Genomic DNA, 24,366 nt, shown 5'->3' with positions numbered 1-24,366 from the left:
AACTGTTACCTAATTTCTTCTGCGACGATATAAATAAGGCGAATAGAGCTGTGAAGCAGGTTCCTGCATTGGCATCACAATGGAAGAGAATTCTTTCATCACGCGGCGATATACATCCCGTTTAAAAGAAACCACTTGCCGGACAGGATACCAGTAACTAACCCAACGCCAGCCATCAAACTCCGGCGTATTACTGCGCTGCACATTAATATCAGCTTCATTACACAACAACTGTAATAAAAACCAACGTTGCTTTTGCCCAATACAGACGGGCTTTGTATCCCAACGCACCAAACGCTTGGGTAATTTGTAACGCAACCAGCTCCGGGTCGAGGCAAGAACCCGGACATCTCTGCGATTTAAACCAACTTCTTCAAACAACTCGCGATACATTGCTTGCTCTGGTGATTCCCCTGGATTTATCCCCCCCTGAGGAAACTGCCAAGAATGCTGTCCATAGCGGCGAGCCCATAGAACCTGACCTTGGCGATTACAAATTACAATTCCTACATTCGGGCGGTAGCCATCATCATCGATCACCAGACTACCTCTCGATAAAACGAATTTGAAAAGATAACTAATTGTTTCACACTCATCTCAAGCGGTAAACCTCTATGATTGGACTTTGCAGACCCGGCCGAAGTCTCTACAATACGACCATCTCAACGGGGTGCAGTTGTTGCAAAATATTGCTGCTGAGAACAAACCCGTCGGACCTGAACCGGTTAGTACCGGAGTAGGGATTTGGGATGCTAATAATTGATTAAAATAAGTAATTTTCATTTAGCTCCTTCTCAGATCCTTTGCCAATCTTCTAATAACCATTGTTAATAACGATAGGAGAGCAAAGTGTTTAAGAAATTATTTTCCCGCTTTATTGCCATTAGTACTCTCTCGATTTCTGCCAGTGTTTTTGCTCAGACGGCTCAAGTAAAGCCTACGCTGACAGTTTATACTTATGACTCATTTGCCTCTGAATGGGGACCGGGGCCTGCCATTAAAAAAGCTTTTGAAACAGGGTGCAATTGTGAACTGAAACTCGTCGCTCTGGAAGATGGGGTCTCCTTACTGAACCGTTTGCGGATGGAAGGCAAAAAAACATCAGCGGATATCGTTCTGGGATTGGATAACAATCTGATTCAAGCGGCTCAACAAACCGGATTGTTCACACCAAGCCATATCGATACTTCAAAACTGAAATTACCCATTTCATGGAATAATAATACGTTCATTCCTTATGATTACGGTTATTTCGCCTTTATTTACAACAAGAATACCTTACCTCATCCACCCAAAAGTATGGATGAATTAATCAATGACCACCAGAATTGGAAGATTATTTACCAAGACCCTCGCACCAGTACTCCGGGCTTGGGGTTCCTGCTCTGGATGCAAGATCTCTATGGCGACAAAGCAGCACAGGAATGGCAAAAAGTTGCCAAAAAGACACTCACCGTCACGAAAGGCTGGAGTGAAGCCTATGGCCTGTTTCTGAAAGGTGAGGGCGATATGGTACTGAGCTATACCACATCTCCGGGTTATCACATCATTTCAGAGAAAAAAGATAATTATGCAGCGGCTATCTTCAAGGAAGGCCACTATTTACAAATTGAAGTAGCAGCCCAGTTAGCCTCAAGTAAGCAACCTGAATTAGCACAGAGATTCATGAATTTCATGATTTCTCCAGCATTTCAGCAAGTCATTCCAACAACTCAATGGATGTATCCTGTGATTGATATTCCGTTGCCTGACGTTTTCAAACAACTTCCTGTTCCTGAGAACTCTCTGCAATTCAACGCAGATGAAGTGGCAAAATACCGTACAAAATGGATACGTACATGGCAAAGCGCTGTAAGCCGCTAATAGCAGGCTGGTTATTACCGGGGGTCATTGCCTCCGGTTTATTGATTATCGTTGCCTTGTCTGCATTTGGGGCGCTGTGGTTCAATGCGCCTGAAAGTAATTGGCAGGAATTCTTGAATGACAGTTATCTCTGGCATGTCATTCGATTCACTTTCTGGCAAGCATTTTTATCCGCCGTATTATCGGTGACGCCCGCCATTTTCCTTGCAAGATCACTTTACCGCCGCCATTTTCCCGGTAAGGCTCTCTTTCTGCGCTTATGCGCAATGACATTGATCCTGCCGGTTTTGGTCGCTTTGTTTGGTATCCTTACCGTTTATGGTCAAACAGGCTGGTTGGCAAATATTTTCCAATGGTTAGGTATTGAATATCGTTTTACACCTTATGGATTACAAGGGATCTTGCTGGCTCATATTTTCTTCAATATGCCGATGGCAACACGCCTGCTGCTGCAATCGCTGGAAAGTATCGCAATCGAACAGCGGCAACTTTCAGCCCAGCTTGGTATGAATGAATGGCAACATTTTCGTTTTATTGAATGGCCTTATCTGCGCCGCCAACTTTTACCAACAGGCGCACTGATTTTCATGCTGTGTTTTGCCAGCTTTGCTACCGTTCTCGCTTTAGGGGGAGGCCCTGCGGCAACAACTATTGAACTAGCGATTTACCAAGCTCTTAGCTATGACTACGATCTTGCACATGCGGCTTTGCTTGCGATGATTCAACTATTTTGCTGCGTTGGCTTGGTACTGATCAGCCAAAAACTCAAAGGCGCTCTATCAGTGGGTTATGGTCATCAACAACAATGGCGCAATCCACAGGATTCATGGTTGCGGAAATTATTTGATGGCCTGCTGATTAGTCTGGCCTTGTTGCTTCTACTCCCCCCCTTGCTGGCAGTTATTGTGGATGGTTTAAACAGCAGTATTTTTGATGTTTTACGCCAGCCTGCTTTATGGCAAGCCTTTACAACTTCGGTCATTATCGCACTGGGAGCGGGGCTGCTGTGTGTAATACTGACCATGATGTTGCTATGGAGCAGCCGGGAATTACGCTTACGCCACTTTCCCCGTTGGGGACAAGCGATAGAAACCAGCGGCTTGTTGATCCTTGCCATGCCGGGAATTGTTCTTGCCACGGGTTTTTTTCTTCTGCTGAATACAACTGTTGGATTACCTCAATCACCTTATGGATTGGTTATTTTGACCAACGCGCTGATGGCCGTCCCTTATGCCCTGAAAGTATTGGAAAATCCGATGCGTGATCTGGCAGAACGCTACAATCCCCTGTGCCGTTCACTCAATATTCAAGGTATTCAGCGCCTACGCTGGATTGAGTTCAAGGCGCTGAAAATTCCATTAGCACAAGCGTTGGCTTTTGCCTATGTTCTATCAATTGGAGATTTCGGTATTGTCGCGTTATTTGCAAGCGAAGATTTCCGTACTTTGCCTTATTACCTGTATCAACAAATTGGAGCCTATCGCAATCAGGATGGTGCCGTGACCGCATTCCTGTTGCTGCTTCTCTGTTTTATTTTGTTCACTGTAATTGAACGCTTACCGGGCCGACGCCATGATTAAACTCGAAAATGTCACTTACACCTATAAACATCTTGCTATGCATTTTGATGTAGGCATTAAAGCTGGAGAGCGCATTGCGATCCTCGGCCCAAGTGGAGCGGGCAAAAGCACATTGTTAAGTTTAATTGCGGGTTTCCAATTTCCAGAGCAAGGCAATATCTGGATGGATAGCAAAAATCACACAAATACACCGCCTTCCAAGCGGCCTGTTTCCATGCTGTTTCAGGAAAATAACCTGTTTTCCCATTTGACCATTGAGCAAAATATTGGTTTAGGATTGCATCCCGGGTTGCGATTGAATGCAGAGCAAAAGAAAACACTCCAGCAAATTGCCTCTCAGGTATCGCTGGAGGCGTATTTACCTCGCCTGCCGTCCCAGCTTTCTGGCGGACAGCGCCAACGGGCGGCACTGGCTCGTTGTTTAGTCCGCCATCAACCGATTTTATTACTGGATGAACCATTTTCAGCGCTCGATCCTGCTTTGCGCAATGAGATGCTGGAATTGCTGGATCAAATATGCTGTGAACGCCAAATTACTTTACTTATGGTGTCCCATAATCTTGATGACGCAGCGAAAATCGCTCCGCGTTCTTTGCTGATTGTGGACGGAAAAATTCATTATGATGGGAAGACTGAGAGGTTGGTAAGTGGTGAGGCAAAAGAGGCGGTGATTTTGGGTATCACCAATATTTAAAACAGAAAATCATATGATGTCTATCAATAATACGCCTCATTTGATAGACATAATAAATAGATAAAACTTTCGCTGATTACAGTACTGAGAGATCTATATATAATTTTCAAACCATATAATTTTTGCTAATGTTTGGCGTTATTCTTTTCCCCCGATTGCACCCATAAAAATAGGGAATAACAACATGGAACGATTAACGCCACTCTGTTTTCTTCTTAGCTTCTGTCTTTTGACAACTGCATGTACTCCAAACGATCCCTGCCAGATAGATAAAACCTCCTTTTCTACTTGCCTAAAATTAGCCAATCAAGGAAATGCCGAAGCGCAATATAAAACAGGGAAATTGTATGAAACAGGATTAGGTATAGAACAAAACTATCAAGAGGCATTCAAATGGTATACCCATGCCGCCAACCAAAATAATGTCAATGGACAAACCAGTCTTGGTGAATTCTATAAGAAAGGGTTAGGCGTAGAACAAGACTACCAAGAAGCCATCGAATGGTATGAAAAAGCAGTTGAGCAAGGTAATGCCGACGTCCAATCTAAACTTAATGAATTGTACACAGCAGAAGCTGAAAAACATCTCCAATTAGCCAATCAAGGAAATACTTATGCGCAAAGCTATATTGGTTATCTCTACCACTTCGGATTAGGTGTAACACAAGATTATAAAGAGGCCGTAAAGTGGTATACCTTAGCGGCTGAACAGGGAAATAGTGAGTCACAAACTAAACTGGGTTATCTCTATAATCAAGGGCAGGGTGTTCCACAGAATTATCAAGAAGCTGCAAAATGGTATACCAAAGCCGCTGAACAAGGAGATATGTACTCACAATTTAATCTTAGTAATCTCTATAGAAAGGGTTTAGGTGTTTCACCAGATAATCAAGAAGCAGTCAAATGGACACTCTTGGCCGCTGAGCAAGGCTATGCTTCAGCCCAATATAATATGGGCTATTTCTCCTTGAATGGCTTAGGCGTCATTCAGGACAATAAAGAAGCCATCAAATGGTATACCCTCGCCGCTAACCAAGGAGATGTGGATGCACAACTTGAACTCGGTGCTTTCTATTATAATGGTACAGATGGGATAGAAAACTACACAGAATCTGCCAAATGGTATACCAAAGCTGCTGAACAGGGGGATACTGATGCGCAGTCTATGCTGGGACATTTCTATCAAGTTGGAAAAGGTGTAAAACAAAATTATAAAGAAGCCATCAAATGGCATACCCTCGCCGCTAATCAAGGAGACGTGGATGCACAATCTAATCTTGGCTATATCTATAGTGAAGGATTAGGCGTACTCAAAAATAGTACAAAAGCAATCGAATGGTTTATGAAAGCGGCTGATCAGGGTTCTCCGACAGCGGCAAATAATATTGGCTCACATTATCTCAATGGAGAAGGTGTAAAAAAAGACTCTAAAAAAGCGATAGAATGGTTTACTAAATCAGCAGAGTTGGGTGAAGAGTTAGCCCAACGAAATCTGGGCATGATTTATGAGCAAGGAAAAGTTGTACCACAGGATTATGAAAAAGCACTCGAATGGTATCAAAAAGCCGCTGATAACGGTGCAACTGATGTTGAATTAAAAGTGAAAGAACTGACCAACAAACTTAATAAATAATGGAAAACTCCTATAAAAATAAGGAATAAATATATGAAACGCCTATTGTTACTTTGCTTTTTTCTCAGTTTCAGCCCATTAATTTCTGCATTTACACTCAATGATCCCTGCAAAATAAATGAACAATCATTTTCTGTTTGCTTAAAATTAGCGACAGAAGGTAATGCAACCGCACAATATAAAACAGGGAGGTTGTACGAAAAAGGATCAGGTATACAGCAAGACTACAAAGAAGCCTACAAGTGGTATCAACAAGCCGCAAATCAGGGAAATACAGAAGCTCAATATTATCTTGCCTCTCTCTATAATAGTGGATTAGGTGTACAACAAAATTCTCAAAAAGCCGTTAAATGGCATACCTCGGCCGCTACTCAAGGAAATGTCTATTCACAAGCATCTTTATGTTATTTTTATATAGAAGGATTAGGCGTAGCACGAGACTATCAAGAAGCATTGAAATGGTGTCCCAAAGCCGCTAAAAGAAATGAAGCTTCTGCACAAGCTAATATGGGATACATGTATTTTAATGGATTAGGTGTAGAGCAAATCTATAGTGAATCCATCAAATGGTATACCAAATCCGCTACGCAGGGATATGTCCGTTCACAAAATAGACTTGGCGATATTTATAGTGAGGGATTAAGGGTCCCTCAAAACTACTCCGAAGCCGCCAAATGGTATACCAAAGCTGCTGAGCAAGGGGATAAAAGGGCGCAGTTTACGCTGAGTCTTTTTTATGCCAAAGGGTTAGGTGTAGAGCAAGATTATCAAAAAGCGATCGTATGGGGTACAAAAGCAGCCAAACAAGGGAGTCCGGATGGCCAGAATATCTTAGGATTCTTTTATATGAAAGGGTTGGGTGTACCAAAAGATGGTTCCGTTGCGATGAAATGGTTTTTGAAAGCCGCAGCTCAAGGTGATTCCACCGCACAAAATAATATTGGTCAACTTTATTGGTATGGAAATGGTGTAAAAAAAGATAGTTTCGAAGCTATGATATGGTTTATTAAAGCGGCAGATCAAGGCGATGCTTATGCCCAGAGAAATCTGGCAATGATTTATGAACTTGGTCATGTAGTGCCTGGAGATTATAAAAAAGCACTTGAACTCTATCAAAAAGCGTCAGATAAAGGTCTTAGTAATTTAGAAACAAAAATTCAGGAATTAAAAGAAAAACTGAATCGTTCATAAAAACTCTATTTAGCTTACAGAATCTAAATAAAGCGTCACTTAATGACGCTTTATTTAAAAAACCATTAACTCAATTATCTTTAATTTATGTAATATCCCTCCACCATCCTGAGAGTATCAAAAGATATGGAATAATCGGGATAGACCATCATATCTATCTTCATCTTCTCTTTCTTTTGTCTCTAGGTGTAGAGCATACTTATCCCATATAAGGCATTTATTCCCCATCCAAGGAGGGATCGTGGGACAACCATTTTTCCAGTTGTACTTTTTATATTTTTATATCTATTATTATTTAAATCCACGAACACAAACTCATTATTACTATTATTAGCATCTTCATTTAAATTAATATCCAAGATACTTATTAATTATCTCTTCTATATTGATGCCATCAAGTATCAAATGAATATGTGTATCTCTTATTAATTCATCACTATTTATACTTACCCAAGATATTGCTCCTTTGCATTTTCTCCCTTGTAAGGTATTGGCCAGAAGATGAATAAACTCAGGAAGTAATATCACATAGTTACGGAATATTTAAAACTTACTAGGCGAGATAGTGGTACAAAAAGCCACCATCCAACCCGTTAAATAACTTACCTCTACTGATTCGATTTTATATCGTTTAACTCCACTTTCTTATAAACAACTAAATTCTCACGATCTTCATCTGGTCTATGACCATGCCAAAATAATTCCATTCCCTCCGGAGCGGGATCAACCTCTTCGGATAAAACCATCAACCATTCACATTTTTCAGGAGTATCAAATGCTTTCTGTTTCTGGAGCAATATATGAGCATAATAATAAAGCATTGGGGCTTCGGACTCTCCAATGTTATATGATGCCATACAGTGATTCTCTTGATATATCCCGGAAATATTCTGCTTTAGGTCAATAAATACATCTTGATAACTTTTGGCATAATCAATCCAGCCAACAAATAATGTAAATACCAATCCCCAAACGACGGTAATGCCCAATAGCCAATTTTGAGCGGCACGTAAGGCAGGAAATTGAGAAAGTAACTTATTCTTAGCCATCCATACGATGGTTATCAAAAACGCTATGCCAAATATTAATCCTGAAAAGTGCATCTGATAGCTCATGGGTAACCATCTGCCTAATGGCTCCAACCCATGTTTATCATCGCTGGAAAGCGATAAGAAATAGCTGAACCATAAGAATACGATGAGAAAAGACCAGAGAGTAGTAGAAAATACACTGAAATATTTATAGATTCTTTCCGGTAGTTTAAGGAAAATCTCTGTGGCTAAAATCGCCATTGGTGCAATAAAGGGCAATAAATATAAAGCGCGCCCGGAAGCTGATATTTGTAATAAAACAACACCTAATACAGAAAATGCCGTACAAAGGAAATAATGTTCGTCTAACAAAGCGTTAATTGGATTTTTTAATATAAAAATCAAAGCCAATATGCCTGACGGGAGAGCAAAAAACAGCACTGCTTCGGGGATAGTCGTCAAATTACCTCTGGCGCCAAGATCTTCAACAGAGAAACCTAAGAAACGACCAATGTTGTTATCCCAAAACCAGACTTTAAATAAATCAGGATATTCAAGAAATAACATGACTGGCCACGGTAAGATTAAAACCAGTGCAATAATCCCTGACGATATAGCATTCAGCCAATATTGTTTAGTTCTGCAAAATTTAAGAAAAACAGGAGCCAGAATAAGGCATATCCATAATAGTCCTGGAATGAAAATCCCTTTTGATAATAGGGTCGTCACTGTACCAATAATCAACCATAAACAGGAATAGACTATTTTTTCCTTTTTAATTAATCCCAGCAAACCATATAAACCGATAACTGTTCCCGCTACCAATGAGATATCAGTAAACATATCGTGGCTATGGCGAACCAGTCCGGGCGCACTGGCATACAGGGCAAAAGCAATCCATATCCGACTATCGGTAAAGTTTTTGACATCAAATACACGACGGGCAAGAAGAATGAAAAAGGAAAAATTGATTATAGAAAATAATAAAGAAGCAGTTCTGGCAGCATCATGCATTGGAAGCCAGGGCGATAATAGATGTATAAATGTCGTTGCCGTCCAATAATATAGTGGAGGCTTTTCCATAAAAGGTTGTCCAGCATTGATTGTTACCAACCAATTTCCGGTTTCAGACATCGTTTGAATAATACCAAAACTATAATTTTCATCTTGTTTCCACGGATTATGTCCATAAATACCGGGTAACAAATAAAGCAGCATAAAAACTATAAATAACAGTAAGGCTTTAATATCTGTTTGACTCAGTCTATTAGAGTTATTCATCAATATTTACCAAGTGAAATTAATATTTATTTCTCCATAAAAAATCATTAATCATAGTAGCCAATTAAGAATAATTACAAAAGATACTGAGGTGCGATGCTAAAGTGCTTCTTAATGATCAATTTTTACCTGTCGGCCCTTCAAAAAATACTGTATAAATAACCATTGGAAATGCTATAGTTGAAACCTTCTTTGGTAATACGGGTTCTGGCTGATAACGCTTAAACAGAAAGATCATGCAGATAAATCACGTCGAACAAGGCTTTATTTTAACTCGCCATTGGAAAGATACACCATCTGGCATTGAGTTGGTGTATTGGCTGGCGACAGATCTTGGTGCTCGCCGCATTACAATCCCTCATGAAAAAGCGGTTGCATTCCTGCCTCAGCGTGATTTGCCTAAAGTCAAACAATTACTCGTGCAGGAACAACACTGCGAACTTAAGGCATTGCCATTAAAAGATTTCAATCGCCAGCCTGTCGCTGCGCTGTATTGCCAGCAATATCGTCAGTTGCAATATCTGGAAAAAATCCTCAAAGAACAAGATATCCCACTCTACGAAACCGATATCCGCCCACCCGATCGGTTTATGATGGAGCGTTTTATCACAGCGCCCGTCTGGTTCAGCCAGAAACCAGATGGAATGTATCAAATGAAGCCCAATCCCACTTATCGCCCCACTCTGAAATGGGTATCTCTGGATATTGAAACCAGTCAACATGGTGAGCTATATTCCATTGGTCTGGCTGGATGTGGTGAGAAAACTGTGTTTATGTTAGGGTCGGAAAATGGTAATCCGCAGGAACTCGGTTTCAGGCTGGAATATGTTGCCAGCCGCCCGATGATGCTGGAGAAACTCAATCAATGGCTGGCTCATTACGATCCGGATGCCATTATTGGCTGGAGTTTGATTCAGTTCGATTTACGGATGTTACAGAAACATGCCGAACGCTACAACGTGCCGCTAAAGTTCGGTCGTAATCAGAGTTTGCTCGAATGGCGGGAACACGGTTTCAAACCGGGGCACTTTTTTGCATCAGCAGAAGGTCGTCTCATTATTGACGGCATTGATGCCCTGAAAACAGCGACGTGGAATTTTCCCTCATTCAGTCTTGAATATGTTGCTCAAACGCTATTAGGGGAAGGGAAAGCCATTGATAATCCTTATGACCGAATGGATGAAATCAACCGCCTTTTTCAGGAAGATAAGCCCGCCCTCGCCCGCTATAATTTGCAAGACTGCACTCTGGTCAATCGTATTTTTGAGAAAGTGGATTTGATGGCGTTCCTCTTGGAGCGGGCCACTGTTACAGGATTGGCAGTAGATCGCAGCGGTGGTTCAGTAGCCGCATTTACCCACCTTTATCTGCCAAGAATGCACCGCATTGGCTATGTTGCTCCCGTTCAGCCCACTTATTTCGATGATACCAGTCCCGGTGGTTTTGTGATGGATTCGTTTCCGGGTCTGTATGATTCAGTACTCGTACTGGACTATAAAAGCCTCTACCCTTCGATTATCCGCACATTCCTGATTGATCCTGTAGGTATGGTCGAAGGCCTTGCTCAACCCGACAGTGAACATTCCGTACCCGGTTTCCGGCAGGCTTTTTTCTCCCGCACCCAACATTGTTTACCCGATATTGTCACGCAAATCTGGTATGAACGCGACAAAGCCAAAAGACTGGGTAACGCGCCGCTTTCCCAAGCCTTGAAAATTATTATGAACGCGTTTTATGGCGTACTCGGTGCATCCGGATGCCATTTTTTTGATCCCCGCCTGACATCATCAATTACGATGCGTGGGCATAAAATCATGCATCAAACCCGTGAGTTAATTGAATCACAGGGTTATCAGGTCATTTATGGTGATACAGATTCAACATTTGTCTGGCTCAAACGCCCTCATTCAGAGGACGAAGCCAGCCAAATTGGGCATTCATTGACACAATTTGTCAACCAATGGTGGAAAGAACACCTGAAATCCGAATTCAATCTTGAAAATACATTGGAGTTAGAATTTGAGACACACTATCGTCGCTTCTTGATGCCGACAGTGCGTGGAGCAGAGCAAGGCAGCAAAAAACGCTATGCCGGACTGAGTAGCGATAAGGTCATTTTCAAAGGGTTGGAAACGGTGAGAACGGACTGGACACCACTGGCTCAAATCTTCCAAAAAGAACTGTATACGCTGATTTTTCACCAGCAACCCTATCAAGATTATATTCGAGAGTATATTGCCAAGACGCTGGCGGGGGAGTTTGATGGACGCCTTGTTTATCGTAAGCGATTGCGCCGCAATTTATCGGATTACCAGCGCAATGTTCCCCCGCATGTTCGGGCTGCACGTTTAGCGGATGAATATAACCAGCAGCACAATCGTCCACTACAGTACCAAAACGGTGGTTGGATCAGCTACATTATCACGCTGTCCGGGCCAGAACCCATGGAAAATCAAACTACTGCACCAGACTATGAGCACTATATCAATAAGCAGTTAATGCCCATTGCCGATGCTATTTTGCCGTTTATTCAGGATGACTTTATGGCCCTGCAAACAGGGCAAATGAGCATCTCTTTTGAGTAATGGATATTTTTGCAGGTGACGGCTTGCTCAGCTTCAATTAACATATCGCTCCTCTAATGGGCAATGGTACTTTTGTGACCTCGTTACCAAAAAACGCGGGATGTAAAGTGCTATTGGAAAAGTGCTATTGAAAACTATCCCTATCGATAATCAATGATGATCGATATCCAACAAAAGCAGCCATCCTGCACCTATAAATGATATTGTCTAACAGAAAACTGAGCCGAAATTTATGCCATTTACTCTTGGTCAACGCTGGATAAGCGATACAGAAAGCGAACTTGGATTAGGAACAGTCGTAGCGCTTGATACGCGCATGGTGACGTTACTTTTTCCTGCCAGCGGAGAAAACCGCCTTTACGCACGCAATGACTCCCCTATTACCCGCGTTATGTTTAATGTGGACGATACCGTGACCAGTCACGAAGGTTGGAAACTCAAGATCGATGATGTTCAGCAAGATAATGGCCTGCTGATCTACATCGGTACTCGCCTGGACACTGAAGAAGAAAATACCTGCCTGCGGGAAGTTTTTCTGGATAGCAAGCTGACGTTTAATAAGCCGCAAGATCGTCTGTTTGCTGGTCAAATTGACCGTATGGATCGCTTTGCTCTGCGTTTTCGCGCCCGTAAACACCAAAGCGAACAATTTCGTCTGGCAGAAAGTGGATTACGTGGCATTCGTGCCAGTTTGATCCCACATCAGCTACATATTGCCAATGAAGTAGGCAAACGCCATGCTCCCCGCGTATTACTGGCGGATGAAGTGGGGCTGGGTAAAACCATTGAAGCCGGCATGATCATTCATCAGCAATTGATGGCAGGACGTGCGGAACGTGTATTGATCATCGTACCAGACAGCCTGCAACATCAATGGCTGGTAGAAATGCTGCGTCGATTTAACCTGCGTTTCTCACTGTTCGATGATGGTCGGTACACAGAAGCGCTTCATGACAGCGATAATCCGTTTGAGACAGAGCAATTAGTTATCTGTTCTCTGGATTTTGTTCGCCGCAATAAGCAACGTTTTGAACATTTGCTGGAAGCGAGCTGGGATTTGATGGTAGTGGATGAAGCTCACCATCTGGAGTGGAACGAAAAATCCCCGAGCCGCGAATATCTCGTTATTGAACAGTTGTCAGAGCAAATACCTTCCGTTCTGCTGCTGACAGCCACACCAGAACAGTTGGGCCAAGAGAGTCACTTTGCCCGTCTGCGCCTGCTTGATCCAAATCGTTTCCATGATTATCAGGTATTCATTGATGAACAACAGAATTATCGTCCTGTTGCGGATGCCGTGACTTTGCTGCTGTCCGATGATCTTTTAAACAATGACCAGCAAAATGCAATTGTTGAACTGATTAACGAACAAGATATTGAGCCTTTGTTGAAAGCGGTAAACAGCCAGCAGGATGAGGAGAGCAGCAATGCTCGCCACGAACTGGTCTCTATGCTGATGGATCGCCATGGAACCAGCCGACTACTGTTCCGTAATACCCGTGGTGGCGTGAAAGGTTTCCCACACCGTGAACTGCATGAAATCAAATTACCATTGCCAACCCAATATCAGACGGCAATCAAGGTTTCTGAAATCATGGGTGCCAAAAAGACCGTGGAAGCGCGTGCCAAAGATATGCTCTATCCTGAGCGGATCTATCAGGAATTTGAAGGTGAAAACGCCACATGGTGGAACTTCGATCCACGCGTAGAATGGCTGTTAGGTTTCCTGATGGCAAACCGTGATGAAAAAGTGCTGGTAATCTGTGCAAAAGCAGAAACTGCGCTGCAACTGGAACAAGTTCTGCGTGAACGCGAAGGTATCCGCGGTGCCGTCTTCCATGAAGGTTTGTCCTTGCTGGAACGTGACCGTGCCGCCGCTTACTTCGCTTCTGAAGAAGACGGAGCACAAGTGCTGCTCTGTTCTGAAATTGGCTCTGAAGGACGTAACTTCCAGTTTGCCAATCAGCTTGTTATGTTTGATCTACCATTCAACCCTGATTTGCTGGAGCAACGAATCGGTCGTCTGGATCGTATCGGTCAAAACCGCGATATTAAAATCAGCGTGCCTTATCTGGAAAACACGGCGCAATCCATTCTCCTGCGCTGGTATAACGAAGGACTGGATGCGTTTGAACATACCTGCCCGACCGGTCGTCCTATCTACGACAAGTATTACGAAACACTGTTGAATTTCCTTGCCAAACCTAATGAGCAAACTGACTTCAATGAGTTTATTACTGAATGCCGCACGCATCATGAACAACTCAAACAACAATTGGAGCAAGGCCGTGACCGTCTGCTGGAAATGAACTCCAACGGTGGTGAACAAGGTCAGAAACTGGCAGAAAAAATTGCGGCGCAGGATAATGATACCGATCTGGTGAATTTTGCCCTGAATTTATTCGATATCGTCGGCATCAATCAGGAAGATCACAGTGACGGTATTATCGTCCTGAATCCATCTGATCATATGCTGGTGCCGGATTTTCCCGGATTGCCGAAGGACGGCTGCTCCATTACGTTTGACCGTGAGAAAGCACTGTCCCGCGAAGATACTCAATTTCTGAGCTGGGAACATCCTATCATTCGCAATGGCCTGGATTTAATCCTGTCAGGGGATACAGGAAGTTGCGCCGTTTCTATTCTGAAAAATAAAGCACTGCCGGTAGGTACTCTGTTGGTTGAGTTGATTTACGTTGTTGAAGCGCAAGCGCCTAAACATTTGCAATTGACCCGTTTTCTGCCACCAACGCCAGTACGTCTCTTATTGGATCTAAAAGGCACTGATCTAGCTCCTCAGGTAGAGTTTGAAAGTTTCAACCGTCAGCTCAATGCCATCAACCGCCATAACGCCAGCAAGCTGGTCAATGCGGTACAGCAAGAAGTTCATGCGATTTTACAACAATCAGAACCTCTGATTGAAAAACAATCACGTGAATTGATTGAGAAAGCAAAGAAAGAAGCGGATGAAGTGCTGTCAGCGGAATTGTCACGTCTGGAAGCCCTGAAAGCGGTTAACCCGAATATTCGTGACGATGAGCTGGAAGCTATCGAATCTGAGCATAAGCATCTGTTGCTGAACCTTGATCAGGCCAACTGGCGTCTGGATGCCATTCGTCTGGTTGTTGTTTCTCATCAATAAATGCGCGTAAATTCAGGGGTATTCTCCGCAAGGTGCCCCTGAGTTCAGTCTCACTCTATATTAATCCCGCACCCCGGGTCATATCTGATAGAATGCGCCCCGTCATTTTTCTGACCTGATTTATTTTCCCGACCCAATTGGAGCCACTCATGCTGGAGTCTTACAATCCCCCGACAGATCCTTGGTTATATGTGCTGTACCAAGATGAGCACATTATGGTTGTTAATAAACCCAGTGGATTACTTTCTGTGCCGGGTAAAGCAGAAGAGCACAAAGACAGTATTATGACACGGGTTCAGGCTGAATTTCCTACCGCAGAATCGGTACATCGATTGGATATGGCTACCAGCGGCATTATGGTTGTGGCACTCACCAAAGCCGCCGAACGTGAGTTGAAACGTCAGTTCCGTGAACGTGAGCCGAAAAAAGTCTATATCGCCCGGGTCTGGGGAAAACTGGAGCCGGAAAAGGGATTGGTGGATTTGCCGTTGATCTGCGACTGGCCAAATCGTCCGAAGCAGAAAGTCTGCTTTGAAACCGGAAAATCGGCACAAACTGAATATCAAGTGCTGAAATATGAAGAACAGGCAACACGTGTCAGACTGGCTCCAATCACCGGCCGTTCTCATCAGCTTCGTGTGCATATGCTGGCTCTTGGCAATCCTATTCTGGGGGATCGCTTTTATGCCCATCCGCAGGCAAGGGAGCTTACACCTCGCCTGCAATTACACGCCCAAGAACTATCCATTACGCATCCGGCTTATGGCACGCCAATGCATTTTGAATGCAAAGCCGATTTTTGACGGATGCGTTTTTTGCAGTACTTTAGGTTTTTGTGAAGTACTTTAGGTTGTTGTGAAATACGTTAGGATCAGTGCTATTTAAAGCCTTTCTCTTTTTTGATCAAATCATACGCGGATTGGATAGACTGCGCTTTCTGCTTTGCAAGCTCCATCATTTCTGGTGGTAAACCTTTTGCCACCAGCTTATCGGGGTGATGTTCACTCATCAGTTTCCGATAAGCCCGCTTAATGGTTGTGGCATCATCATGCTCATTGACACCCAATACCTTACAGGCATCCGCCAGTGTTGCACGCTGCTGCCCAGCCCCCTGATAGTGCCCATGTTGCTGATACTGCCCACTATAATGATGCCCTTCGAAATGACGACCACCTTCCATCATGGCAAGAAATTGTTCAAATTGCATGCGGGAAATCCCCAGTTCTTCAGCAATGACAAACAGGACTTTTCTTTCATTGGGATGCAGTTCACCATCAGCAAACGCGGCCTGCAATTGTATTTCCAAAAACATGCGAATGAGATCGAAACGACCAAAGCAAGCGCGCCGCAATTGCCGTAATGTCGTTCGCAGGGGGAATTCAGGCTGTTTACCCTCACGAAACGATTGCTGGGCAGAAGTCCTGGCCTCACCATGCAGCTGCATTCTGTCCATCAGTTGAGTGGCAAGCTGGATATCCGTTTCGGTTACCCGGCCTTTTGCTTTGGTTAAGTGCCCCAGTACTTGGAATGTACTGAGGAAAAACAGGGTTTGTCGGGTCTGGCCTTTGGTATCAATACGTTGATTCCGCAGCCTGACCTTATCAAGGATGTGACCGAGTAACAGGCCAATCACAATGCCCCAGAAACCTGCACCGGACGCTATACCGAATATTAATCCAAATAATTTTCCCCAATACTGCATATAGTCTTCAATTCCCCAATGCCCTGAGCGCAATTTTGCATTATCATACTATTCATTAAGCTCTGTGCCTAACAGCAAGATTAGCAAAGTTAAACTTTACTCTGGCGCCTATTTATTAACTAAGTTAGTCTCTGAACATTCGCCGGCACGATGCCACTGATGACGGAACCGCATAAACATCTATGAATAAATGTTATCCAACTCTGCTGGCCACAATGGTATGGGCAGCACTCTATAGTCAGCAAGCTCATGCTGATCTCGCAGCACAATGTATGCTGGGCGTACCTGTCTACGATAAGCCGATTATCACAGGCGATCCCAATAAAATGCCTGTTAACATTAAGTCTGATGATACTCACGGTGAATATCCCTACTCAGCTGAGTTCATTGGTAATGTTGATATCCAACAGGGAAACAAAACACTGACAGCCGATAAGGTACGGCTTGAACAGACACAGGATAAAGAGCCAATCCGTACTATTACTGCAATCGGTAACTTCAGCTATGATGACCCCCAGATCATTTTAAAAGGGCCACGGGCTTGGGCTAATTTGAATAATAAAGACACTGACGTAGAGCAGGGCAAGTACCAGATGGTCGGCCGTCAGGGACGTGGTAGCGCAGATAAGATGATGCTGCGTGATGAAAACCGCTATACTATTTTGAATAATGGGATATTTACCTCCTGTTTGCCGGGCAATGATAGCTGGAGTGTTGTCGGTTCAGAAGTGATCCTCGACCGTGAAGAAGAAGTAGCTGAAATCTGGAACGCTCGTTTTCGGATTGCCAATGTACCCGTGTTTTACAGCCCATACTTGCAGTTGCCGATTGGTGACAAACGCCGCTCTGGTTTCTTGATCCCCAATGCCAGTTTTTCCAATAAAGACGGCTTCCAGTTCCTGCTGCCATATTACTGGAATATCGCTCCGAACTATGATGCTACGATCACTCCGCATCTCATTACTATGCGTGGCTTTAAACTGGATAATGAATTCCGTTATTTAACCAAAGCAGGTACGGGTACGGTTGCGCTGGATTGGATTGGTCATGACCGCCTGTATGAGGAAGACAAAAAACTCGGCATCAAACCTGAGCGGGACAGCAGCAACCGTTGGTTATTCTACTGGAATCACAGTGGTGTCATGAATCAGGTTTGGCGTTTCAACGTCGATTATACCAAAGTCAGCGACCCTAGCTATTTTGGTGATTATTCTTCACAGTACGGCTCCAGCACCGATGGCTATGCCACTCAAAAATTCAGTATTGGTTATGCTCAGCAAAACTGGGATGCCACACTGTCAACCAAACAGTTCCAGATCTTTACCGCAAGTGATAGTAGAAAAGCTTACCGAACTGAACCTCAATTGGATCTAAACTACTATAAGAATGATCTGGGACCATTTGATTTTCGTACCTACGCCCAAGTAGCTAAGCTAACCAGCGTAGGAAAAAACAATCCAGATGCAACTCGCTGGCATCTGGAGCCATCCCTTAATCTGCCGCTCTCCAATGGCTGGGCCAGCATCAATAATGAATTTAAAATGATGGCTACCCATTACGAGCAGGATATTTCCCCTGAGATACAAAAAATAAACCCCTCATTGGAAAAATCAGTTGACCGTGTTCTGCCTGTGTTTAAATCAGACGCGAAAATAGTGTTTGAACGCTCCATGTACTTTAATCAGGGTTACACCCAGACTCTGGAACCCCGCGTTCAATATCTCTATGTGCCTTATAAGAATCAAAATAACATTAATAACTTTGATTCATCCCTGCTGCAAACAGACTATACCGGATTGTTCCGTGACCGCTTCTACAGCGGGTTAGACCGCATTTCATCGGCTAATCAATTTACCACGGGTATAACCTCACGTATTTATGATGAAGATTTAGTTGAACGTTTTAGCCTGTCCGTGGGTCAAATCTACTACTTTGAACGTCCACGTACTACTGATACAGATCCCAACTCAAGCGGCAAAGGTATTATCAGGAATAAACAAGGTACAGGGCCGACTACATGGGCCGGAGATGTACACTGGAAAATCAGCGATTCTTGGGGTTTCAAAGGTGGGCTACAATACGATAACCGACTGGGCAGTGTAACCATGGGCAATGCGGTTGTCGAATACCGCCGGGATGCCGACCGCCTGCTGCAATTAAACTATCGCTTTGTCGATCGCGATTATATTCAGGCTACGCTTGGGACATTACCCGCTTACCAGCAAGGCATTTCACAGGTGGGTCTGGCAGCAAGCTGGCCATTGTCAGATCGCTGGGCGTTTGTGGGAGCGTATTACTACGATACCAAAGAAAAACAGCCTGCGAGTCAAATGGTGGGTCTGCAATATAATACTTGCTGCTGGGCAGTCAATGTGGGTTATGAACGCAAGATCGTCAACTGGAGATTCGGCAGCAGCCAATATGACAACAAATGGTCATTCAATGTTGAACTTCGTGGCTTAAGTAACAATCATAGTCTGGGTAGTCAGAAAATGTTGCAGCAAGGTATTCTTCCATACCAGCGTGCATTCTGATACCGATAAACACAATGTATACCGAATAGACTTCAAGTTGCAGCGCGGCGGCAAGAGAACACATCTCCAAAAACATAGCCAATCGTTTGTTGATAAAAAACGATGACTGAGATGAGTGAGCGCAGTCAGCAAAGCAGCAACTTGAAAGATGACGGGTTAAACACAATAACCCCGCCAAGGCGGGATTAATATAATGGGAAATGTATGAAGAACTGGAGATCCCTCGTTCTCGGATTGATGTTTTCAGTAAATTCTGTCGCAATGGCAGCACCACAAGAAATCAATAAGGTCGCTGCCGTTGTTAACAATGATGTCGTACTGGAAAGTGACGTCAACAGCCTCTTACAAACCGTTAAACGCAATGCAAAACAGGCGGGTCAGCAGATACCGGATGAGAAAGCTTTGCGTCATCAGATCATTGAACGCCTGATTATGGATGATATCGTTCTGCAAATGGCTGAACGGATGCAGATTACTATTCCTGATCAAGCTTTGGATTCTGCGATCACAAATATCGCGGCTCAAAACCATTTGAGCCTTGCCCAGTTGAAACAAAATTTGGTTACAGATGGAATTAACTTTGATACCTATCGTAATCAAATCCGCAAGGAAATGACTATCGCAGAAGTACGTAATAATGAGGTACGTCGCCGCATCACGATCTTGCCACAAGAAGTTGACTCACTGGCTAATCAGCTTGAAGGCCAAAATAGTCAGAATACGGAACTGAACATCAGCCACATCTTGATTCCGTTGCCAGAAAATCCGGATCAGGCTCAGGTTGAAAAAGCCGGGACGATTGTCAAAAATATTTTGTCTGAACTCAAGAACGGTGTCGATTTCGGTAAACTGGCCATCACCTATTCTGGTGACTCTCAAGCCCTGAAAGGGGGCAATATGGGTTGGAGCAAACTACATGAGCTACCATCTCTGTTTGCTGAACAACTCAAGTCCGCACATAAAGGGCAGATTATTGGCCCACTCCGTTCTGGTGTTGGTTTTCACATTCTTAAAGTGAATGATATCCGTGGCGATCATATGCCAATCGCAGTCACCGAAGTCAATGCCCGTCATATTCTGTTGAAAACTTCACCTGTTATGAATGATGAGAAAGCCCGCAATGATTTGATGAAACTCAGAGAAGAGATCTTAAGCGGCAAAACTACATTTGAAGAAGCCGCGAAAGAGTATTCTGAAGATTCAGGTTCAGCTATGCGTGGTGGAGAGCTGGGATGGAACTTGCCAAGTACCTATGATCCAGCCTTCCGTGATGCATTGACAAAATTGCAAAAAGGCGAGATCAGTCAACCTGTTCACTCTTCTTTCGGCTGGCACTTAATCCAACTGCTTGATAGCCGCAAAGTTGATAGAACGGATGCCGCGCAGAAAGATCGTGCTTATCGCCTGCTGTTCAACCGTAAATTCAATGAAGAAGAACAAAGCTGGATGCAGGAATTACGCGCTTCCGCTTATGTGAAAATTTTAGATGGTAGCGATGCAAAACAATAAACCCGTCATTATCACCCCCGGCGAACCGGCCGGGGTTGGTCCAGATTTAGTCATTGCCCTCGCCCAACGAGAATGGCCTATTCAATTGGTAGTCTGCGCTGATCCGGAAATGATGCTCTCCCGAGCCAGACAACTCAATTTGCCTTTGCAACTACAAACTTATTCCCCTGAGCACACTTCTTTATCACAAGCCGCTGGAACGTTGACTATTCTGCCTGTTTATCTCCAATCCCCGACCATCGTGGGTGAGTTAAACCGAAAAAACGGAACTTATGTCACGGAAACGTTGGCAAAAGCCTGCGATGGTTGTCTGAATGGCGAATTCTCCGCATTGGTAACCGGCCCTGTTCATAAAGGGGTTATCAATGATGCCGGAGTCTCTTTTACCGGACATACTGAATTTTTTGCTGACCACAGTAAATGCTCAAGGGTAGTCATGATGCTGGCAACGGAAGAGCTTCGGGTAGCATTGGCGACAACACACTTGCCGATTCTGGATGTGCCCAAGGCAATTACGTTTGATTCCCTGCGGGAAGTAGTCACCATTCTCAACCATGACCTCAAAACCAAGTTCGGTATCCATCGCCCCCATATTTATGTCTGCGGCCTGAATCCTCATGCCGGTGAAGGAGGACATATGGGACGTGAAGAAATAGACGTGATCATTCCAGCATTAGAGAGACTGAGGGCAGAAGGGATATGGCTGGAAGGCCCATTACCTGCTGATACACTGTTCCAACCTAAATATTTGGATCATGCCGATGCTGTGCTTTCGATGTATCACGATCAGGGGCTACCCGTGTTAAAATACCAAGGTTTTGGCAGAGCAGTGAATATTACGCTCGGTCTGCCATTTATCCGAACGTCTGTCGATCATGGCACAGCACTCGAGCTGGCGGGGACAGGTCAAGCTGATGTGGGTAGTTTTATCACCGCATTAAATCTAGCAATTAAAATGATACAAAACAGTAATGAATAATAAAGTCCATCAAGGGCATCATGCCCGTAAACGTTTCGGGCAAAACTTTTTAACCGATCAGTTTATTATTGATAGCATTGTCGATGCGATGAATCCACAAGTGGGTCAAGCTGTAGTGGAAATTGGCCCTGGTCTGGGAGCATTGACTGAACCCGTTGGTGAGCGCATGGATAAAATGACGGTTGTCGAACTTGACCGCGATCTTGCTGCCCGCCTGCACGTTCATCCAAAATTGAAAGACAAGCTGACAATTATCCAGCAAGATGCAATGACCGTTGATTTTGGTCAGATTGCCAAAGAGCGCGGGCAGCCTTTGCGCGTATTCGGTAATTTGCCTTATAACATTTCTACGCCATTGATGTTCCATCTTTTCAGCTATACTGATGCCATTGCTGATATGAGTTTTATGTTGCAAAAAGAAGTGGTCAATCGTCTGGTCGCAGGGCCTGGCAGCAAAGCCTATGGACGTTTAAGTGTGATGGCACAATACTACTGTCAGGTTATTCCAGTTCTTGAAGTACCACCTACAGCATTTACGCCAGCACCAAAAGTAGATTCCGCCATTGTGCGTTTGATTCCGCATAAGGCAATACCCAATCCGGCTCATGACCTTCGTGTGTTATCCCGGATTACAACTCAGGCATTTAACCAACGCCGAAAAACAATCCGCAACAGCCTTGGCAATATCTTTTCCGTTGAGCAGTTATCTGAATTGGGCATTGATCCAAGTACGCGGGCTGAAAATATTTCTGTCGAGCAATACTGTAAGATGGCGAATTGGTTATCGTCCCAGCCTAAAGAAATTGTCGGAAACCAATAAACAGCCGTCACAGTAACAGGAGGCACTTATGCTCAACGAACCAAGAATTCATATTCAAGTACAAAGTACTTACGTAGAAAGCCAATCACAACCGGAACAACAACGTTTTGTGTTTGCTTATACAATATCAATTCGCAATCTTGGGCATTCTCCCGTGCAGCTAATTAGCCGTTACTGGCGTATAACCAATAGTGATGGTCACCAAACAGAAGTTCAGGGTGAAGGGGTTGTGGGAAAGCAGCCTTTGATCCTACCAGGAACAGAATACCGTTACAGCAGCGGAGCCATTCTGGAAACCCCCCTGGGTACTATGGAAGGCCATTATGAAATGATTGATCATGATGGTCGCCCATTTCGTACCGCTATTCCCGTGTTTAGGCTGGCTATTCCTACACTGATAAATTAACGTATGGCTACATATCTTATCGGCGATATTCACGGCTGTTACCGTGAATTGATCGCCTTATTAGAACAAGTCGATTTTCATTCCAATAACGATACCCTATGGCTGACGGGTGATCTGGTCTCCCGTGGCCCTGATTCGCTGGCAGTGCTTCGTTATATAAAACAACTCGGCTCGGCGGCTAAATTGGTATTGGGTAATCACGATCTGCATCTGCTGGCTGTTTACGCCAAGATCAGCCGCAATAAACCAAAAGACTTGCTAGATGAATTACTTTCGGCGCCAGATATTGATGAGCTGATAAACTGGCTGAGAAAACAGCCCATGTTACAGATTGATGACAAATTAAAACTGGTCATGACACATGCAGGACTCACGCCACAATGGGATCTGGAGACAGCCAGAATGTGTGCCCGTGAAGTGGAGGCTATTCTTTGCAGTGACAGTTATCCTCTGTTCCTCAATGAGATGTACGGAGATATGCCGAATAACTGGGCACCAGAATTAAGCGGCCTTGCTCGGTTACGTTTCAGTACCAATGCACTGACACGGATGCGTTATTGTTTTCCGAATGGTCAGCTGGATATGATCTGCAAGTCTAAACCCGAAAATGCCTCTGCACCACTGAAGCCTTGGTTCGAATTACCACGTAATATCCCTGAAGACTATTCCATTGCATTTGGTCATTGGGCAGCACTGGAAGGCCGGGGAACGCCTGCCAATATTTATGCACTGGATACGGGCTGTTGCTGGGGAGGTAAATTGACAATGCTGCGTTGGGAAGACAAACAATATTTCAGACAAGATTCATTGGGTAACAAATCACCAGTCTGAATCAGTGACACAGGAGTGCCTGTCGGCACTCCGCACGCACGTAAGGTTCGATTACTCTCGGCGTTCCAGGATTTCAAAACAATATCCATGAGAGTTGTTTTCATCCTCATCATGATATTCGGTGAAAACTGAATTCCACTCATCAGGCTCATAATCAGGGAAATGAGTATCACCAATTACTTCTGCATCAATATGAGTCAGATACATACGGGAGGCAAGAGGAATGAACTGTTCATACACTTTTCCTCCCCCCATCACCATAATTTCTTCAACATCACCGGCGGCGGCCAACGCAGCTTCGATAGAGTTGACCCAAGTGACCCGATCATCACTCGCAGGTTGACTGCTGATCACGATATTCAGGCGTCCCGGTAAAGGACGGCCGATCGATTCATATGTAACCCGCCCCATCACAACTGGCTTTCCGAGCGTATTGCGTTTAAACCAGGCTAAATCACCCGGAAGAGTCCATGGCATGGCGTTTTCCATACCAATAACTCGATCCATAGCCATCGCAGCAATCAAGCTGATATTCATTAAATCACCTTACAGGCAAGTAGTATGAAAATTTGGGACACTATACGG

General features: G+C 44.0%; 18 protein-coding genes and 1 riboswitch. Of the genes, 14 read left to right on the top strand and 4 right to left on the bottom strand.

Annotated elements, in window-relative coordinates; genetic code table 11:
* Positions 1-9: 9 nt before the first annotated feature.
* Positions 10-540, bottom strand: coding sequence for an RNA pyrophosphohydrolase (gene rppH, locus AC5JQI_RS02790; RefSeq protein WP_237386468.1), 531 nt, complete (start codon positions 538-540; stop codon positions 10-12).
* A 116-nt stretch (positions 541-656) separates the two neighbouring features.
* A riboswitch (TPP riboswitch) is annotated at positions 657-761 on the top strand.
* Positions 762-849: 88 nt separating this feature from the next.
* Here rppH and thiB point away from each other — a divergent pair.
* The 5 genes from thiB (at position 850) to AC5JQI_RS02765 (ending at position 6,961) form a co-directional block, all read left to right on the top strand.
* Positions 850-1,863 (top strand): thiamine ABC transporter substrate binding subunit, encoded by a 1,014-nt coding sequence (gene thiB, locus AC5JQI_RS02785; protein ID WP_493913656.1) that lies wholly within the window; start codon positions 850-852, stop codon positions 1,861-1,863.
* A complete protein-coding gene (gene thiP, locus AC5JQI_RS02780; RefSeq protein ID WP_493913655.1) occupies positions 1,839-3,443 on the top strand; it encodes a thiamine/thiamine pyrophosphate ABC transporter permease ThiP in 1,605 nt (534 codons plus the stop codon). Before thiB ends, thiP begins: the two co-directional genes overlap by 25 nt.
* A complete protein-coding gene (thiQ, locus tag AC5JQI_RS02775; protein ID WP_493913654.1) occupies positions 3,436-4,137 on the top strand; it encodes a thiamine ABC transporter ATP-binding protein ThiQ in 702 nt (233 codons plus the stop codon). Before thiP ends, thiQ begins: the two co-directional genes overlap by 8 nt.
* 184 nt (positions 4,138-4,321) lie before the next feature.
* Positions 4,322-5,770 carry a tetratricopeptide repeat protein gene (locus AC5JQI_RS02770; protein ID WP_493913653.1) on the top strand — a complete coding sequence of 483 codons (1,449 nt, stop codon included), beginning with the start codon at positions 4,322-4,324 and terminating at the stop codon, positions 5,768-5,770.
* A gap of 33 nt (positions 5,771-5,803) precedes the next feature.
* Complete coding sequence (locus tag AC5JQI_RS02765) at positions 5,804-6,961, top strand: SEL1-like repeat protein (RefSeq protein ID WP_493913652.1); 1,158 nt, start codon at positions 5,804-5,806, stop codon at positions 6,959-6,961.
* Positions 6,962-7,569: 608 nt separating this feature from the next.
* Here the strand turns inward: AC5JQI_RS02765 and AC5JQI_RS02760 are convergent.
* Positions 7,570-9,273, bottom strand: a complete 1,704-nt coding sequence (locus tag AC5JQI_RS02760) for an ArnT family glycosyltransferase (protein WP_493913651.1) — start codon at positions 9,271-9,273, stop codon at positions 7,570-7,572.
* A 236-nt stretch (positions 9,274-9,509) separates the two neighbouring features.
* Here AC5JQI_RS02760 and AC5JQI_RS02755 point away from each other — a divergent pair, with 236 nt between their 5' ends.
* The 3 genes from AC5JQI_RS02755 (at position 9,510) to rluA (ending at position 15,803) form a co-directional block, all read left to right on the top strand.
* Complete coding sequence (locus AC5JQI_RS02755; protein ID WP_493913650.1) at positions 9,510-11,858, top strand: DNA polymerase II; 2,349 nt, start codon at positions 9,510-9,512, stop codon at positions 11,856-11,858.
* Positions 11,859-12,090: 232 nt separating this feature from the next.
* Positions 12,091-15,000 (top strand): RNA polymerase-associated protein RapA, encoded by a 2,910-nt coding sequence (rapA, locus tag AC5JQI_RS02750; RefSeq protein WP_493913649.1) that lies wholly within the window; start codon positions 12,091-12,093, stop codon positions 14,998-15,000.
* A gap of 149 nt (positions 15,001-15,149) precedes the next feature.
* Positions 15,150-15,803, top strand: coding sequence for a bifunctional tRNA pseudouridine(32) synthase/23S rRNA pseudouridine(746) synthase RluA (rluA, locus tag AC5JQI_RS02745; protein WP_237386475.1), 654 nt, complete (start codon positions 15,150-15,152; stop codon positions 15,801-15,803).
* 74 nt (positions 15,804-15,877) lie between these two features.
* On the opposite strand, the gene djlA is transcribed toward rluA, so the two are convergent.
* On the bottom strand, positions 15,878-16,702 hold the full coding sequence (djlA, locus tag AC5JQI_RS02740; RefSeq protein WP_493913648.1) for a co-chaperone DjlA: 825 nt from the start codon (positions 16,700-16,702) through the stop codon (positions 15,878-15,880).
* A 182-nt stretch (positions 16,703-16,884) separates the two neighbouring features.
* Here djlA and lptD point away from each other — a divergent pair, with 182 nt between their 5' ends.
* The 6 genes from lptD to apaH all read left to right on the top strand — a co-directional run bounded on the left by lptD (position 16,885) and on the right by apaH (position 23,781).
* Complete coding sequence (gene lptD, locus AC5JQI_RS02735) at positions 16,885-19,236, top strand: LPS assembly protein LptD (protein ID WP_493913647.1); 2,352 nt, start codon at positions 16,885-16,887, stop codon at positions 19,234-19,236.
* Positions 19,237-19,440: 204 nt separating this feature from the next.
* Complete coding sequence (gene surA / locus AC5JQI_RS02730; protein ID WP_493913646.1) at positions 19,441-20,745, top strand: peptidylprolyl isomerase SurA; 1,305 nt, start codon at positions 19,441-19,443, stop codon at positions 20,743-20,745.
* Positions 20,723-21,724: a 4-hydroxythreonine-4-phosphate dehydrogenase PdxA gene (gene pdxA, locus AC5JQI_RS02725; protein WP_493913645.1), complete on the top strand. Its 1,002-nt coding sequence runs from the start codon at positions 20,723-20,725 to the stop codon at positions 21,722-21,724. Before surA ends, pdxA begins: the two co-directional genes overlap by 23 nt.
* Positions 21,717-22,544: a 16S rRNA (adenine(1518)-N(6)/adenine(1519)-N(6))-dimethyltransferase RsmA gene (rsmA, locus tag AC5JQI_RS02720; protein ID WP_237386480.1), complete on the top strand. Its 828-nt coding sequence runs from the start codon at positions 21,717-21,719 to the stop codon at positions 22,542-22,544. The genes pdxA and rsmA overlap by 8 nt, the downstream gene beginning before the upstream one ends.
* A gap of 28 nt (positions 22,545-22,572) precedes the next feature.
* The gene (gene apaG / locus AC5JQI_RS02715) at positions 22,573-22,950 is read left to right on the top strand and encodes a Co2+/Mg2+ efflux facilitator ApaG/CorD (protein ID WP_237386481.1); all 378 of its coding nucleotides are present in this window, start codon (positions 22,573-22,575) and stop codon (positions 22,948-22,950) included.
* 3 nt (positions 22,951-22,953) lie between these two features.
* The gene (gene apaH, locus AC5JQI_RS02710) at positions 22,954-23,781 is read left to right on the top strand and encodes a bis(5'-nucleosyl)-tetraphosphatase (symmetrical) ApaH (protein WP_237386482.1); all 828 of its coding nucleotides are present in this window, start codon (positions 22,954-22,956) and stop codon (positions 23,779-23,781) included.
* A gap of 51 nt (positions 23,782-23,832) precedes the next feature.
* Here the strand turns inward: apaH and folA are convergent, their stop codons facing one another.
* Positions 23,833-24,318: a type 3 dihydrofolate reductase gene (gene folA / locus AC5JQI_RS02705; RefSeq protein ID WP_323854391.1), complete on the bottom strand. Its 486-nt coding sequence runs from the start codon at positions 24,316-24,318 to the stop codon at positions 23,833-23,835.
* Between the last annotated feature and the right edge of the window lie 48 nt (positions 24,319-24,366).

The sequence above is a fragment of the Xenorhabdus sp. XBWT genome (assembly GCF_059072735.1).
The sequence above is the reverse complement of the archived record's forward strand: the minus strand, read 5'-3'. Positions and strand labels throughout refer to the sequence as shown.

Bases quoted from the DNA above. Each gene is read 5' to 3' on its own strand.
- apaG (WP_237386481.1), top strand. From the start codon at position 22,573: ATGCTCAACGAACCAAGAATTCATATTCAAGTACAAAGTACTTACGTA.
- pdxA (WP_493913645.1), top strand. From the start codon at position 20,723: ATGGTAGCGATGCAAAACAATAAACCCGTCATTATCACCCCCGGCGAA.
- rsmA (WP_237386480.1), top strand. From the start codon at position 21,717: ATGAATAATAAAGTCCATCAAGGGCATCATGCCCGTAAACGTTTCGGG.
- djlA (WP_493913648.1), bottom strand. From the start codon at position 16,702: ATGCAGTATTGGGGAAAATTATTTGGATTAATATTCGGTATAGCGTCC.
- rapA (WP_493913649.1), top strand. From the start codon at position 12,091: ATGCCATTTACTCTTGGTCAACGCTGGATAAGCGATACAGAAAGCGAA.
- AC5JQI_RS02755 (WP_493913650.1), top strand. From the start codon at position 9,510: ATGCAGATAAATCACGTCGAACAAGGCTTTATTTTAACTCGCCATTGG.
- thiP (WP_493913655.1), top strand. From the start codon at position 1,839: ATGGCAAAGCGCTGTAAGCCGCTAATAGCAGGCTGGTTATTACCGGGG.
- rluA (WP_237386475.1), top strand. From the start codon at position 15,150: ATGCTGGAGTCTTACAATCCCCCGACAGATCCTTGGTTATATGTGCTG.
- AC5JQI_RS02770 (WP_493913653.1), top strand. From the start codon at position 4,322: ATGGAACGATTAACGCCACTCTGTTTTCTTCTTAGCTTCTGTCTTTTG.
- folA (WP_323854391.1), bottom strand. From the start codon at position 24,318: ATGAATATCAGCTTGATTGCTGCGATGGCTATGGATCGAGTTATTGGT.
- surA (WP_493913646.1), top strand. From the start codon at position 19,441: ATGAAGAACTGGAGATCCCTCGTTCTCGGATTGATGTTTTCAGTAAAT.
- AC5JQI_RS02765 (WP_493913652.1), top strand. From the start codon at position 5,804: ATGAAACGCCTATTGTTACTTTGCTTTTTTCTCAGTTTCAGCCCATTA.
- apaH (WP_237386482.1), top strand. From the start codon at position 22,954: ATGGCTACATATCTTATCGGCGATATTCACGGCTGTTACCGTGAATTG.
- lptD (WP_493913647.1), top strand. From the start codon at position 16,885: ATGAATAAATGTTATCCAACTCTGCTGGCCACAATGGTATGGGCAGCA.
- AC5JQI_RS02760 (WP_493913651.1), bottom strand. From the start codon at position 9,273: ATGAATAACTCTAATAGACTGAGTCAAACAGATATTAAAGCCTTACTG.
- thiQ (WP_493913654.1), top strand. From the start codon at position 3,436: ATGATTAAACTCGAAAATGTCACTTACACCTATAAACATCTTGCTATG.